Genomic DNA, 16,577 nt, shown 5'->3' on the forward strand with positions numbered 1-16,577 from the left:
AATGTATGAATACAATAACAAAAAAACGGAACCGAAGTTCCGTTTAAATATGCTTTCTATTGTGTAGCTTTCATAATAGCCGTGGTAATTTGATTTTCTTTTTCCTTTGAATAAGTAGAATCAAAAGGCTCCATGATATCAAATAAGTATTGATAGAAAGGAGTGATCTTCTGTACATTTTCAGATTCACTCATTGCCTTCTCTTTACCCATCTGTTGAAGGTCCTTCACAAACACATTGAATTTTTTATCGATTGGCTCAATGGATTTGACAAGGTATTCATACGCTTTATCTTTTTGTCCAATGGCTTTGTAAGCAGATGTTACAGATGATACAACAAGAGAATATTCCATCGGTTTAGATCCCATTGGTCTTCGCAGGTATCTCTGTTCACTTCTGCTAAGCCCTGAATAATAATCATATTCCTCAAAAATTCCTTTCTTAAGAGTTTCTGCCAGTTTCAACCCTTTTTGCTCCTGTCCTGCTACGATATATCCGTAAACAATAGAACTTAATGAGCGTGGATCATTGTATTTTTCTACTGGGATTTCTTTTGCTGCCAGATCCAATAGTTCATTTGCTTTTGCCTTCTCACCTATTGAGGATAATGCCCCTACAGCTCTGCTCACTGTTGACCTGTAAGCTAGAATGTTTGATGTTGCTGTTTCATCATAATGATTTTTAAGGTCCTTAAAATTACCCCATTTGAAGTTTTTTACGACATTATATAATGAGTTGGCATCTGCTCTTCCCAAGTCACCATCAGGACTTGGTGGAGTATGAATAGGTACCAGTCTGTAACTGAAACCATCAAATTGTAAATAATCATCCAGATAGAAAATATTCTCACTATCATAAACCCCTCCCGACGAGAAGTTGATCGGTCTTTTCCAATCGAAATTGGCAAAAATATCAAACATCATCAGGTTCCCTTTAAAAAGCGTATTCGCTTTATAGTCGATTATGATCTGATTAACTGTATTCGCTAAATCACTTGCTTTGATAATTCCAGCTTTCACCGCATTTTCTTTATTTACTGGTAGAATAAACTTATTTGTAGGTAAAAAATTATATTTCTCATACCGTTCTTCACCAAAGATCATCTTCAAAACTTCATCCTTTTCAGGAGATTTCATTTTAATAAAGCTGATTGCTTCTTTCAAAGTAATCGAATCCTGAGTAAGGTATTTCCTAAAAGATTGCAGTTCCGTTGCAGGAGCTCCCTGTTCCTGAAGATTACTGAAGATATTCTGCCAGTCTTCTTTCTTCATGATGTAGATCTGATCATTAACTCCGTCTTTATAATCATCATGCGTCAATTGTCCCGGAATAGGATTCGCATTATAGGTTTTTCTCTTTACCTGATCACAATACCAGGGAGTAGAAAGCAACGTAAAATTGACGCTCTTCACATCATCACGCAATCTTTCCGTTTCCTGAATGGCCCAAACCGGAAAGGTATCATTATCACCATATAGAAATATAATATCCTCTTTCGGTAATGATTTCAAAAATGAATAGGCGTAATCATGCGCAGCTGATTTACGGCTTCGGTCGTGGGTATTGTAATTCTGGAATCCCATCATAAAAGGAATTCCTAATAACAGGATTCCCACTGCAATATTTACTCCATTCGACTTTATTTTCTTCTGTAAGAACCATAAAATAGCACCAGCTCCTAATCCTATCCAAATGGCAAATGCATAGAAGGAACCTACCATTGCATAATCCCTTTCTCTTACTTCAAATGGCTTTACTCCGGTATAGAAAACAATTCCTACTCCGGTTAAAATAAACAAAGACAGCAAAGCATAAAATCTTCCAAAATCTCTGTTGAGTTGAAAGAAAAATCCTATTAACCCTAAGATAAATGGTAAGAAGAAAAAGGCTACTGTACTTTCATTTTTGAATTTAGCAGGCATCTTATCCTGATTCCCCCACAATGCATTGTCAATAAAAGAAAAACCTGAAATCCAGTTTCCATTGGTACTTTCCATATGCCCTTCCCTGTCATTCTGCCTTCCTACGAAATTCCATAACAGGTATCTCACAAAGTAATATCCATTCTGGAACGTAATGAAATAATCCATATTCTGAGCCAGAGAAGGCTTTTGAACTTTTATCAGATCATATGATTTTACCTTTAAATAATCTGCTGCTGTAATGGATTTGTCCTCATATTTTTTTCTTAATTCCTCAAAGATCTGTTTCGCCTGCGGATTATCTGCCACGTCTTCATTATCATAATTAAATGTAAAATCAGGTGCCCCATACATCGAAATGTAATTGGCCATTACATCTTTGTCTTCATTAAACATCCTTGGCATTAAACTTACCTGCGATTTACTGAAAACATAATTAAAACGATCTCCAGTTTTTCTGTACGTTCCTGTCTTTTCATCCTTTTCATAAATATCGCCCGTCTTTTCTATTTTAAAGCTTCCATCTTCATTTTTTTCAATTCCATTGGCATCAAGGAATGCAGTATAGTTTTGCCCATAAATGGTTGGCCAGTCTCCATACTGAACTCTATAATAATAATCCCTCATTCCGATAGCAGTATCAGGATCATTAAGGTTCATCGGTGGATTAGCATTGGCTCTGATTGGGATCACCATCCAGCATGAAAAACCAATGATCATATAAACGATTGACAGTGCTATTGTTTGAAATAGGTTTCTTTTTGTTTTCCTCGCATATTTGATAAGCAGATAAGATATAATGACCATCAGAATGAAGGCCACAATAGTTCCCGAATGGAAAGGAAGCCCCAAGCCATTAACAAAGAATATTTCAAGCTTACCAAACATGGTCATAACCAATGGGAAAATAATCTTAAATACAATGATCAGAATTCCTAATGTGATCAGATTAGCCCAGATAAAATTCTTCCAGGTAAACTTATAGTTTCTCGCATAATATACTAAGCAAATGGCAGGAATAGATAGCATGCACATCATATGTACTCCTACTGAAAGCCCTACAATAAAGAAAATCAAAATAATCCATCTTTCATTATCAGCTGCCTTATATTCATTTTCCCATTTAGTAATAAGCCAGACTAAAAGCGCAATAAACATGGAAGCCATTGAATACACTTCTCCTTCTACCGCTGAAAACCAGAAGGTATCAGAAAATGTAAAACATAAAGCTCCTACTACTCCAGCAAATAAAATGGAAATTTCCTGATGTTTGGTTATTTCTTCAAGATCTTTGTTCAAAAGTCTTCTCACAAAGTGAGTAATGGTCCAGAACAAAAATAGAATCGTAAATGCACTGAACATAGCAGACATTGCGTTAATGACAATAGCATAATTATCAGCTTTTCCTAAAGCAAAAATGGCCGCCACAGCACCTACAATCTGGAATAAGGCAGCTCCCGGAGCATGCGTTACTTCTAACTTTACTGCAGAAGAGATGTATTCACCACAATCCCAAAAACTTAAATAATGCTCTATTGTTGAAATATAAGTAATAAATGCAATAACAAAAATCACCCATCCTAAAACGGTATTCCATTTCCTGAAAGTCCAATTCTTCATATAAAAAATTAATTTCTAATAATCTTTTTTTAAAATATTTTCATTAAAACTGCGCGTATTCCGCAAAAACTCCAAAGATACTTTTTTCAAGCTTTTGTGATCCTATTTATTTTAATAATTTATTTAATGTAAAATAACTTTTTTGAAGCCATAACTATTTGTGCAAAATAGTACGATTTATATAATTACAATACAAAATTTCCCTGCGCAATATTGAATAAAATAAAGTTCATATAAATAAAAAAACGGAACCTAAGTTCCGTTTTTAAATATGCTTTCTATGTATCGCTTTTATTATTGCGTTGCTTTCATAATAGCTGTCGTGATCTGATTCTCTTTTTCCTTTGAGTATGTTGAATCAAAAGGCTCCATGATATCGAATAAATACTGATAGAAAGGAGTAATCTTCTGTACATCTTCAGACTTACTCATTGCTTTTTCTTTACCCATCTGCTGAAGGTCTTTCACAAACACATTGAATTTTTTATCAATAGGCTCTATAGACTTCACCAGATAATCATACGCTTTATCCTTTTGACCGATGGCATTGTAAGCTGTAGTTACCGCTGATACAACAAGAGAATATTCCATAGGCTTAGCTCCCATTTGTCTTCTCAAGTATCTTTGTTCTCCAGGAGTAAGGCTTAAATAGTAATCGTATTCTTCAAAAATCCCTTTCTTAAGAGTTTCTGCCAGTTTCAATCCTTTCTGTTCCTGGCCTGCTACGATATATCCGTAAACAATAGAACTTAATGAACGTGGATCATTGTATTTTTCTACTGGAATTTCCTTTGCAGCAAGATCTAATAATTCAACAGCTTTTGCTTTTTGTCCTTTTAAAGAAAGTGCCGCCGCAGCTCTACTTGCTGCACTTCGGTAGCTGATGATATTCGAGGTGGCTGTTTCATCAAAGTGAGAATTTAAATCCTTAAAATTACCCCATTTGAAGTTTTTCACCACATTGTATAATGAATTGGCATCTACCCTTCCCATATCACCATCACTGTTTGGAGGAGTGTGAATCGGAATCAATCTGTAGCTAAAGCCATCTAATTGTAAATAATCATCTAAATAGAAAATATTCTCACTGTCATAAATTCCTCCCGAAGAGAAGTTGATCGGTCTTTTCCAATCGAAATTAGCAAGAATATCAAACATCATCAGGTTATTCTTATAAAGGGTGTTGGCTTTATAATCGATCATAATCTGATTAACTGTATTCGGCAAATCACTTGCATTGATAATTCCAGCTTTCAGTGCATTTTCTTTATTTACCGGTAAAATAAATTTACTTACCGGTAAGAAATTATATTTCTCATAACGCGCTTCTCCGAAAATCATCTTCAAAATTTCATCTTTTGCAGGAGATTTCATTTTAATAAAACTGATTGCTTCTTTCAAAGTAATAGAATCCTGAGTAAGGTATTTTTTGAAGGGCTCGAATTCACCAGATGGTGCTCCTTGTTCCTGAAGATTACTGAAGATATTCTGCCAGTCTTCTTTTTTCATCAGATAGATCTGGTCATTTACCCCATCTCTGTAATCCTCATGGGTCAACTGACTAGGAATAGGATTCGCATTATAGGTTTTTCTTTTTACCTGGTCAATATTCCATGGAGTTGATAAAAGGGTGAAGTTGACAACTTTTACATCATCACGGAAGTTTTCCGTCTCCTGAATAGCCCAAACCGGATACGTATCATTATCTCCATATACAAATAAAATATCTTCTTTAGGTAATGATTTTAATACCGAATAAGAATAATCATATGCAGTATATCTGTTGCTTCTGTCATGGACATTATAGTTCTGGAATCCCATCATAAAAGGAACTCCCAGTAATACTACTCCTGCTACGATATTGGCAGCATTAGATTTCACTTTAGACTGAATCAACCATAAAATAGCACCAGCTCCTAATCCTATCCAGATAGCAAATGCATAGAAGGAACCTACCATTGCGTAATCTCTTTCTCTTGGCTCAAATGGTTTTACGCCTGTGTAGAAAATAATACCAACACTTGTAATGACGAATAATGACAATATAGCGTAGAATCTTCCAAAATCTCTGTTGAATTGGAAGAAAAATCCTATTAGCCCTAAGATAAATGGTAAGAAGAAAAAGGCTACGGTGCTTTCATTTTTGAATTTAGCAGGCATTTTATCCTGATTTCCCCACAATGCATTGTCAATAAAAGAAAAACCTGAAATCCAGTTTCCTTTGGTATTCTCCATGTTTCCTTCTAAATCATTTTGTCTTCCGACAAAATTCCACAAAAGGTATCTCACAAAGTAATATCCATTCTGAAACGTAATGAAATAATCCATATTCTGAGCCAGAGAAGGCTTCTGAACCGTTATCAGATCATAAGGTTTTACCTTTAAATAATCCGCTGCAGTAATGGATTTATCTTCGTATTTTTTTCTTAATTCCTCAAAGATCTGTTTTGCCTGAGGATTATCTGCCACATCTTCATTTCCGTAATTGAATGTAAAGTCAGGAGCTCCGTACATCGAAATGTAATTGGCCATCACGGATTTATCTTCATTAAACATCCTTGGCATTAAACTTACCTGAGACTTACTGAAAACATAATTAAAACGATCTCCTGTTTTTCTGTAGGTTCCGGTTTTTTCATCTTTTTCGAAAATTTCTCCTGTTTTCTGGGTCTTGAAACTTCCATCTTCATTTTTTTCAATTCCATTAGCATCAAGGAATGCAGTATAGTTTTGTCCGTAAATGGTTGGCCAGTCTCCATACTGTTCTCTGTTATAATAATCCAGCATCCCAATAGCGGTGTCCGGATCATTAAGGTTCATCGGTGGATTAGCATTTGCCCTGATTGGAATTACCATCCAACAAGAGAAACCAATCATCATATAAACAATAGATAAGGCAACTGTCTGATAAATATTCTTTTTAGTTCTTCTTGCATATTTAATCATGAAATAGCAGATCGCTACCATAAGAATGAAAGCTACAATAGTCCCTGAGTGGAAAGGAAGTCCTAAACCATTAACAAAGAATATTTCAAGCTTACCAAACATCGTCATGATCAGTGGGAAGATAATTTTAAATACAATGATCAGGATACCCAAAGTAATCAGGTTGGCCCAGATAAAATTCTTCCATGTGAACTTGTAGTTTCTTGCATAGTATACCAAACAGATTGCTGGAATCGATAACATACACATCATATGCACTCCTACTGAGAGTCCTACAATAAAGAAAATCAGAATAATCCATCTTTCATTATCAATCGCATTATATTCGTTTTCCCATTTGGTAATCAACCAGACTAAAAGCGCAATAAACATGGAAGCCATTGAATATACTTCTCCTTCTACCGCAGAGAACCAGAAGGTGTCAGAAAATGTAAAACATAAAGCTCCTATTACCCCAGCAAATAAAATGGAAATTTCCTGGTGTTTCGTTATCTCTTCAAAATCTTTGTTCAAAAGCCTTCTCACAAAATGAGTAATGGTCCAGAACAAAAATAAAATCGTAAATGCACTGAACATAGCAGACATTGCATTGATGACAACAGAATAGTTTTCACCCTTTCCTAAAGCAAAAATGGCCGCCACAGCGCCCACAATCTGGAATAAGGCAGCTCCTGGAGCATGCGTTACTTCTAATTTTACTGCAGAAGATATATACTCACCACAATCCCAAAAACTAAGTTTAGGTTCTATCGTTGATAAGTACGTGAAAAATGCAATGACGAAAATTACCCATCCTAAAACGGTGTTCCATTGCCTAAAAGTCCAGTTTTTCATAGTATAAAATCAATTACGCGAAAATAGGGCTTTTATATGATTTTATATCGATTTTAACAAATTTTAAAAATACTGGTGTGGTATTTGCGTTGATAATGGAGCAAAGATTGAGGAAGAAAAAATATGGATTTAGGTAATGACAGCTTAGAAATCAAACAAAAGTTTAGAAATTATTTATTTTTTTGTATTTTTGCCCTCAGATTTTTATTGAAAAATAACAAATAATGAGTAATGTTTACGATAATATCCTTGGCCTAATAGGAAGCACTCCTATGGTGAAGCTAAATACTGTAACGAAAGATATTCCTGCAACTGTTTATGCCAAGTTAGAATCATATAATCCTGGACATTCCACTAAAGATAGAATCGCACTTCACATTATAGAAAACGCTGAGAAAAAAGGTTTATTAAAAGAAGATTCTGTGATTGTAGAGACCACCTCCGGGAATACTGGATTTTCTCTTGCAATGGTTTGCATCATCAAAGGATACAAATGCATTCTTGCTGTAAGTGACAAGACGAAACCCGAAAAGATCGCCTATCTTAAAGCACTTGGTGCTGTAGTGTATGTTTGCCCTGCCAATGTACCGGCGAATGATCCAAGATCTTATTACGAAGTGGCTAAAAGAGTCGCTTCAGAAACACCAAATTCCGTTTATATCAATCAATATTTTAATGAGTTGAATATTGATGCTCACTACCAGACCACCGGACCGGAAATTTGGGAACAAACGCAAGGTAAGATCACACATCTTTTTGCTTGTACCGGAACAGGAGGAACTTTATCCGGATCAGCGAAATTCTTAAAAGAGAAAAATCCGGATATCAAGATTATAGGTATAGATGCTGATGGCTCTATTCTTAAAAGCTATCATGAGACTGGAGAAATTCATAAAGAAGATGTTCACCCTTATCAGATTGAAGGAATGGGAAAAAACCTGATTCCTGGTGCCCTGCTTTTTGACAAAGTAGACCAGTTTGTAAGAGTAAATGATGAAATGTCTGCCTATAGAACCCGTGAAATTGCTTTAAAAGAAGCTATTATGGGCGGTTATACTACGGGAGCAGTTACGCAGGGACTTATACAATATGCACAATCTAACGAGTTTTCAAAAGATGATATTGTTGTTTTAATCTACCCGGATCACGGATCAAGATATATCACCAAGGTATATAGCGATAAGTGGATGGCTGAACAGGGCTTTGTTAATAATTGTGTACACAATTATGATGAAGTTTTTAAAACTGAATTCATTAAATAGAACATAAATTACCATACAATAAAGCCTTTTTTGTAGACCACAAAAGGCTTTTTTACTTAAAAAATCACTTATAAAAATGTTGGATATTTTTGACAGAATAAAAGAAAATCCAGGACCTCTTGGACAATTTGCAGATTATGGAGAAGGTTATTTTATTTTTCCGAGACTTGAAGGACCTATTGGACCTAGAATGCAGTTTCAGGGAAGAGAAGTAATTTTCTGGAGTGCTAATGATTATTTAGGATTGTGTAATCATCCTGAAGTATTAGAAGCTGATGCAAAAGCTGCTGCTGAATATGGAATGTTTTATCCGATGGGAGCAAGAGCAATGTCCGGAGAAACAGAACAGCACTTACAATTAGAAAGAGAGCTTGCTGATTTTGTTCAAAAAGAATCTGCTTATTTATTGAATTTTGGTTACCAGGGAATGGTTTCCACAATTGATGCCTTAGTTAACAGAAATGATGTAATCGTATATGATGTAGATTCTCACGCATGTATCGTAGATGGTGTAAGATTGCATTCAGGTAAAAGATTTACATACAGACATAATGATATTGAAAGCCTTGAAAAAAACCTTCAGAGAGCTACAAAAGTAGCACAGGAAACTGGTGGTGGTATTTTGGTAATTACCGAAGGTGTTTTCGGTATGAGAGGACAACAAGGGAAAATCAAAGAAATTTGTGATCTGAAATCAAAATATAACTTCAGACTTCTTGTAGATGACGCTCACGGATTCGGAACACTTGGTGAAACAGGTGCCGGTGCTGGTGAAGAGCAAGGATGTCAGGATAAGATCGATGTATACTTCTCTACATTCGCAAAATCAATGGCAGGTTTTGGAGCCTTTATTGCCGGAGATAAAGAGGTAATCAGATATTTGAAATTTAATTTAAGATCTCAAATTTTTGCCAAGTCTCTTACTATGCCAATGGTAATCGGAGGATTGAAAAGACTTGAGCTTTTAAGAACTAGACCTGAGATCAAAGCTAAATTATGGGAAAACACTCATAAATTGCAGAATGGTCTTAAGGAAAGAGGTTTCAATATCGGAGATAGCAATACTTGTGTAACTCCTGTAATGATGCAGGGAACTCCGGTAGAAGCAACATTATTGGTAAAAGATTTAAGAGAGATCTATGGAATCTTTACATCAGTAGTTGTATACCCTGTTATCCCTAAAGGAATGATTTTACTAAGATTAATTCCAACTGCTTCCCATACCGATTCAGAAATTAATGAAACGCTTGCTGCTTTTGAGGCTATTCATGATAAATTAGTGAGTGGGTATTACAAAGAGCAGGAACAAAAATTATTACAAGAACAAGGTTTAAGTTTTAAACCTATTTAATTCAAAAATAAAAAGGCCATTTGAATAAAAATGGCCTTTTTATCTTTAGCACCATATCCATTTAAAAAAGACACACAATCGACCTTTTAAGACTCTGTTTTATCTGATAAATTCACGTCAAAATAAATTTATATGAAAAGATCTAAAAATAGTACAATAGCAGTTCTTAGCCTTTTTCTGACCTTCTTTTTCACCATGGCTAATGCCCAACGATCCTATATTGATAGTTATAAGGGTATTGCGACAGATCTTTCAAAACAATATGGAATTCCGAGTTCAATTATATTGGCTATCGCGATTGTTGAATCCGGAGCGGGAACCAGTAAAGCCAGCAAGACGCTTAATAACCATTTTGGAATTCTTGGTAAAAACAACATCAATACATCCCGATTTAAGAGTTTTAATTCAGTTCGGGAAAGCTATGAAGCTTTTTGTCTGTTGCTTTCAAAAAAGAAGCTTTACACCAAATTAAAGGATAATAACAACTCTAATGATTGGGTGAAAGCTATAGCCTCTTCAGGATACTCCACAAAGCCCAACGAATGGATAAAAAAGATCAATACCACGATCATTAAATTCGGCTTATAGAAATAGCCCTATCCTATCTTTTACTCACCTTTTACTTTTTGTTTGGCACACCTGTAATAATTTCAATAAATTTGTAAAAATTTTCTATTGAAAGATCTTCTTCTTATTACTCCGCCATTCACTCAACTTAATACTCCTTATCCTGCAACTGCTTATATTAAAGGTTTTTTAAACACTAAAAATATTTCCAGCTATCAGATCGATTTGGGGATTGAGGTTATTTTGGAATTATTCTCAAAAGGTGGACTACAGAAAATTTTTTCTCAAAAAGTTGACCTTAAAAAAGTTTCAGAAAATACACAAAGGATTTTTGCCTTGAGAGAAGAATACCTCAAAACTATTGACCAAGTTATACTTTTTCTACAAGGTAAAAATGCTACGTTAGCAAGACAGATCTGCAGCATGAATTTTCTACCGGAAGCTTCCCGATTCAACCAATTGGATGATATGGAATTCGCTTTCGGGAATATGGGATTGCAAGACAAAGCCAAACACCTGGCTACATTATACTTAGAAGATCTATCTGATTATATTGTTGAAAACATAGATCCTGATTTTGGATTCAGCCGATATGCAGAACGATTGGGGAAAAGTGCCAATTCTTTTGATGAATTATATGAAAAGTTAATAGGTACTCAAACCTTTATCGACGATATCACCTTACATATTCTGAAGGAAAAACTAGAACTGGTTCAACCAAAGTTGGTTTGTTTTTCCATTCCTTTCCCAGGAAATTTATATTCTGCTTTTAGGTGTGCTCAATATATTAAAGAAAATTTCCCTCATATTAAAACAGCAATGGGAGGTGGTTTCCCCAATACGGAATTAAGGGAAGTAAAAGATTCGAGAGTTTTTGAGTTTTTTGATTTCATTACCTTGGATGATGGCGAACTTCCGATTGAATTGCTTTATGAGAGTATTACTAATCAAAACGGCGAATTTAAACGTACTTTTTTACTTGAAGATCAACAAGTCGTTTATAAAAATAATTCGACAAGACACGATTATAAACAAGCTCAGGTAGGAACACCAGAATACACAGATTTGCAGCTTGACAAATATATTTCAGTAATTGAAATTGCCAATCCAATGCACAGTTTATGGAGTGATGGAAGATGGAATAAGCTTACCATGGCCCATGGCTGCTATTGGGGAAAGTGTACTTTCTGTGATATCTCATTAGATTATATCAAAATTTATGAACCCATTTCCGCCAAAATTCTGGTAGACAGAATGGAAGAACTCATCAGAGATACGGGAGAAACCGGATTTCATTTTGTAGATGAAGCTGCACCACCCGCTTTAATGAGAGAGGTAGCTTTGGAAATTTTACGAAGAAATTTAGTGGTTACCTGGTGGACAAATATTCGATTTGAAAAGAGTTTTACAAAAGATCTTTGTTTTTTGTTAAAGCTTTCCGGATGTGTTGCTGTTTCTGGTGGATTAGAGGTTGCAAGTGACCGCTTGCTGAAATTAATCGACAAAGGCATTTCCGTAGAACAAGTGGCACAGGTAACCAGGAACTTTACAGAAGCCGGAATCATGATTCATGCTTATCTGATGTACGGCTACCCTACTCAAACAGTTCAGGAAACCATTGACTCTTTGGAGATGGTTCGACAACTATTCGAAATGGGAATTTTACAAAGTGGATTCTGGCACCAGTTCGCCATGACTGCACATTCACCAGTAGGATTGAACCCTGAAGAATTTGGCGTTACTCCACTCAAACAGGAAATTTTGTTTGCCAATAATGATATTGATTTTACAGATAAAACGGGAATTGATCACAGTAAATTCAGTTTTGGATTAAAGAAATCTCTTTTCAATTATATGCATGGAATTAATTTTGAAATTCCTCTTCAGGATTGGTTTGATTTTAAAATCCCAAAAACAACTATTCATCCGGATTATATTCACGATTGTTTATTAGAAGATGACAATTTTTCTTTTAAAGAAAACTCAAAAATTGTTTTCCTAGATAGAAATGTTATCGCCGAGAATTACATAAAAACAAAAAAACAAAATTCCTGGCCATATACACAGCTTACATTCCATTTAAAGACCAATATTGTAAAAGTTGATATGGAACAGGAAAAAGCAGAATGGTTTATCAGAATACTAGGTGAAAATGCTCCGGACAACGCAAAGAAAATTACGCTTCAACAATTGAAGACTCAGTTTGAAGAAAACTTTGAGGATTTTGAGTTGTTCTGGTTTTCAAAGCCGATACAACAGTTGAAAGAAAATGGAGTGATCCTGAGTCTGTAGTCTTAATTAAAAAAAGTTTAACATCGAGTTTGTCATTCCGTAGGAATCCAGATTCTGACTTCTATAAAGTGTACTGAGATTCCTACGGAATGACAAAGATTGTGTAAAATTAGTTTTTACATGTCTTAGACGTTGGATTCTATGTTTTGGCTAAAGCCAATTGTAGTTTATATTTTGTTTTAACGGGCTAAAGCCCGTTCCTATTGATGGCTTTTTTAATTCGCTCGCAGATTTTGCAGATGACGCAGATTTAATTTTCAAATCTCAATTATTTTGGTGATCATTGAATTAATAATTCTGATTTTACAACATAATTTAAGCATCGAGTTTGTCATTCCGTAGGAATCTAGATTATGGCTTTTATAAAGTGTACTGAGATTCCTACGGAATGACAAAGATTGTGTGAAATTAGTTTTTACATGTCTTAGACGTTGGATTCTATGTTTTGGCTAAAGCCAATTGTAGTTTATATTTTGTTTTAACGGGCTAAAGCCCGTTCCTATTGATATTTTTCCTGCAATTGATTCTTCAAATTTTATTAAATTTTAGAGCTCATTCTCTAATTATAAAAAGGAAACACAATATCTTTATTCTCCAATATCAATAAAGCTGGGTTTTAACCCAGCTTGTTAATAATATTAAATCCATTGGCTTTAGCCAAAACCTATTTTTCTCCTAAAATTAGATTAAAGTCAATTGTATATTCTGTTTAACAGGCTAAAAAACCAATTCCATTCATCTTTTCTCCCTTTAATTTTGCAGATAACACCGATTTATTTTTGGTAATTATATGATCTAAATAAACTTTTTATTTTTCAACACCATCTTTTACAACCTGCCCGACAACTACCTTTTCCTGAATTTTAATAAAATTAGGGTCCAAAATTGCCATTCGCTCTGCAATAGCCTTGTAGGTTGGGAACTTTAAAATAGAAGCACGTCCTGACATCTCCCTGTAGATCGTAAAAACCTTTCCTCCAGCAGTCTTTAACTGCTTGGTTGTGGTGATATATTTACCAATGTATTTACTGTTTGCATCATAGATTTCAATATCTATAAAGCTCTTATCTGTAATGGTATCTTCTGATCCGAAGCTCACGGGTAAATTAGTAAAATAACCAACCGGCTTTCCGTTACTTAAAATCTCTCCAACATTATTAACGGTAATATTTAATCTATCAATTTTACTTCTTGTTGTGTAAGCATCTTTTGTTTTGGTATCAAGCTTTCGTTTCGGTGTATTTTGAAAAAGCTCATCTAAATTTTTAACATTGATTCCTTTATTATCAATGATCTTCAGATCTTTTATGGAGGTATAAACCGCCGATCTTTCTTCGCCTGAAAATGCCGATGGAGATATGTAATCCAGATCTATTGTTTTATCCCTGTTATACACCCTATTCAAGGTGATATAGCTATCTCTTACAGAGTCTACAACACTTTTATCAATAAAATGAATAGTATAAATGGGAGTTTCTTTCAAATCCATAAAAGTGTATTCACTTGATTTGTTTGAAATTTTTGCAACGTGCACTCCATCAAGACTTATAATCCCTCTTTTTGTTTTAAAGTTTTGAGCATTGAATAAAACACCTAAAACTGTAAACAGCATGACCATACTTCTCCCCATAAAATCAGATATTATTACATAAAAAAAAGTGTAACAAAGTTACACTTTCTTGAAAATATATTTAGCTTTTCATTTAATTACTCACAAAGGATAATTCCTTTATTATGATTAAATTCTACAACACCGCTTTTGATAGGATAAGAAAAAACAGAATCTTTTTCATTCTCCTTGGTAAGATTTTTAGCATAAGCTTCATCAATAGAATTCACAAATAACTTCACTTTACCTCCAATTAAAGAAGAAACAATTCCTGCGTGGTTTTTCATGATGTGAAATTCACCATTTTTTCCCGGAAGTAATACAGAGCTTACTTCGCCTTCAAAAACTACGTATTCTGGTGTTAAAATTTTTATATTCATTTTAAATTGCTTTTGGCTTTCAGCTAATAGCTATTGGCTATCAGCAATTAGCATTATTATGCGTTATCAGCTAACATTTTTTGTCCTGCTGCAATAGCTTCTTCGATAGTTCCTTTCAAGTTGAAAGCAGCTTCTGGTAAGTGATCTAATTCACCATCCATAATCATGTTGAATCCTTTGATGGTATCTTTAATATCTACCAATGATCCTGGGATACCTGTAAACTGTTCTGCAACGTGGAAAGGCTGAGATAAGAATCTCTGAACTTTTCTAGCACGGTAAACAACAGATTTATCTTCTTCTGAAAGTTCTTCCATCCCTAGAATCGCGATGATATCCTGAAGCGCTTTGTATCTCTGAAGAATTTCTTTTACTCTTTGAGCACAGTTATAATGCTCTTCTCCGATTACTTCAGGAGCAAGGATTCTAGAAGTAGAAGCCAATGGATCTACCGCTGGATAAATACCCAAAGAAGCAATTTTTCTATCTAGTACTGTTGTAGCATCCAAGTGAGCAAACGTAGTTGCCGGAGCCGGGTCAGTTAAGTCATCCGCAGGTACATAAACCGCCTGTACTGAAGTAATAGATCCATTCTTAGTAGAAGTAATTCTTTCCTGCATTGCACCCATTTCAGAAGCAAGTGTTGGTTGGTAACCTACCGCAGATGGCATACGACCAAGAAGTGCAGATACCTCAGAACCAGCTTGTGTAAAACGGAAGATGTTATCTACGAAGAAAAGAACGTCTCTACCTTGTCCGCTTTCTCCACCATCTCTATAGTATTCAGCTAATGTAAGACCAGAAAGTGCTACTCTAGCTCTTGCTCCTGGTGGCTCGTTCATCTGTCCGAAAACGAATGCTGCTTTAGATTCTTTCATAGCTTCTAAATCAACTTTAGAAAGATCCCAACCTCCGTTTTCCATAGAGTGCATGAAATCGTCACCATACTTGATAATTCCTGATTCAAGCATCTCTCTCAAAAGGTCATTTCCTTCTCTCGTTCTTTCACCTACTCCAGCGAAAACTGAAAGACCTCCGTGTCCTTTTGCAATATTATTAATCAACTCCTGGATCAATACTGTTTTACCTACACCAGCACCTCCGAACAATCCAATTTTACCTCCCTTTGCGTAAGGCTCAACTAAATCGATTACTTTAATACCTGTAAATAAAACTTCTGCAGAAGTTGAAAGTTGATCAAATTTTGGAGCTTCTCTATGGATTGGTAACCCACCCTCTTTAGAGATATTTTGAAGCCCGTCGATAGCATCACCAACAACGTTGAATAGTCTTCCGTTCACAGCCTCACCGATTGGCATAGTAATAGGATTTCCGTATCCAGTTACTTCCTGCCCTCTTTGAAGACCATCTGTAGCATCCATTGCGATACATCTTACTGTATCTTCACCAATATGTTGTTCTACTTCTAAGACTACTTTTTCACCGTTTCCTTTAGTAATTTCTAACGCGTCATAAATACTTGGGATTGACTCCACATTTGTAAATACTACGTCGATTACCGGACCAATAATTTGAGAAATTTTTCCTTTAATTTGGTTTGCCATTGCTAAATTTTTTCTTGGTGCAAATATAATGATTCTTCATAAACCCACAATTGCTAAAAAAAAGATTTTTATCATGCTTTTTGATCAGGTAAAAGGAATTAGGAATTAGGTTTCAGGTTAGGGGAACTCACCACTCTAAAAAGTCAATTCATTCTCAATATTTGAATATTTAACAACCATTATTGCGATTCATTAATGAATATATAAATTAAAGCATTTCCAAATTAAT

General features: G+C 35.0%; 9 protein-coding genes. 4 read left to right on the plus strand and 5 right to left on the minus strand.

The window, feature by feature from the left end:
* Window positions 1-56: 56 nt before the first annotated feature.
* The gene (locus tag JHL15_RS13560) at window positions 57-3,542 is read right to left on the minus strand and encodes a glycosyltransferase family 117 protein (protein ID WP_200246541.1); all 3,486 of its coding nucleotides are present in this window, start codon (window positions 3,540-3,542) and stop codon (window positions 57-59) included.
* 294 nt (window positions 3,543-3,836) lie between these two features.
* A complete protein-coding gene (locus tag JHL15_RS13565) occupies window positions 3,837-7,322 on the minus strand; it encodes a glycosyltransferase family 117 protein (RefSeq protein WP_200246543.1) in 3,486 nt (1,161 codons plus the stop codon).
* 224 nt (window positions 7,323-7,546) lie between these two features.
* On the opposite strand from JHL15_RS13565, the gene JHL15_RS13570 reads away from it, so the two are divergent.
* From JHL15_RS13570 to JHL15_RS13585, 4 genes are all read left to right on the plus strand, one after another.
* Window positions 7,547-8,584 (plus strand): PLP-dependent cysteine synthase family protein, encoded by a 1,038-nt coding sequence (locus tag JHL15_RS13570; protein WP_200246545.1) that lies wholly within the window; start codon window positions 7,547-7,549, stop codon window positions 8,582-8,584.
* 79 nt (window positions 8,585-8,663) lie between these two features.
* Window positions 8,664-9,935: an aminotransferase class I/II-fold pyridoxal phosphate-dependent enzyme gene (locus JHL15_RS13575; protein ID WP_200249166.1), complete on the plus strand. Its 1,272-nt coding sequence runs from the start codon at window positions 8,664-8,666 to the stop codon at window positions 9,933-9,935.
* 132 nt (window positions 9,936-10,067) lie between these two features.
* Window positions 10,068-10,523 (plus strand): glucosaminidase domain-containing protein, encoded by a 456-nt coding sequence (locus JHL15_RS13580; protein ID WP_200246546.1) that lies wholly within the window; start codon window positions 10,068-10,070, stop codon window positions 10,521-10,523.
* A gap of 87 nt (window positions 10,524-10,610) precedes the next feature.
* The gene (locus JHL15_RS13585) at window positions 10,611-12,794 is read left to right on the plus strand and encodes a B12-binding domain-containing radical SAM protein (RefSeq protein WP_200246548.1); all 2,184 of its coding nucleotides are present in this window, start codon (window positions 10,611-10,613) and stop codon (window positions 12,792-12,794) included.
* 808 nt (window positions 12,795-13,602) lie between these two features.
* On the opposite strand, the gene JHL15_RS13590 is transcribed toward JHL15_RS13585, so the two are convergent.
* The 3 genes from JHL15_RS13590 to atpD all read right to left on the minus strand — a co-directional run bounded on the left by JHL15_RS13590 (window position 13,603) and on the right by atpD (window position 16,348).
* Window positions 13,603-14,424, minus strand: a complete 822-nt coding sequence (locus JHL15_RS13590) for a hypothetical protein (protein ID WP_200246549.1) — start codon at window positions 14,422-14,424, stop codon at window positions 13,603-13,605.
* A gap of 77 nt (window positions 14,425-14,501) precedes the next feature.
* Window positions 14,502-14,783, minus strand: a complete 282-nt coding sequence (locus tag JHL15_RS13595) for a FoF1 ATP synthase subunit delta/epsilon (RefSeq protein WP_200246551.1) — start codon at window positions 14,781-14,783, stop codon at window positions 14,502-14,504.
* Window positions 14,784-14,839: 56 nt separating this feature from the next.
* A complete protein-coding gene (gene atpD / locus JHL15_RS13600) occupies window positions 14,840-16,348 on the minus strand; it encodes a F0F1 ATP synthase subunit beta (protein WP_200246553.1) in 1,509 nt (502 codons plus the stop codon).
* Window positions 16,349-16,577: the final 229 nt, after the last annotated feature.

The sequence above is a fragment of the Chryseobacterium paridis genome, assembly GCF_016595215.1.
In the GTDB taxonomy this organism is placed as follows: domain Bacteria; phylum Bacteroidota; class Bacteroidia; order Flavobacteriales; family Weeksellaceae; genus Chryseobacterium; species Chryseobacterium paridis.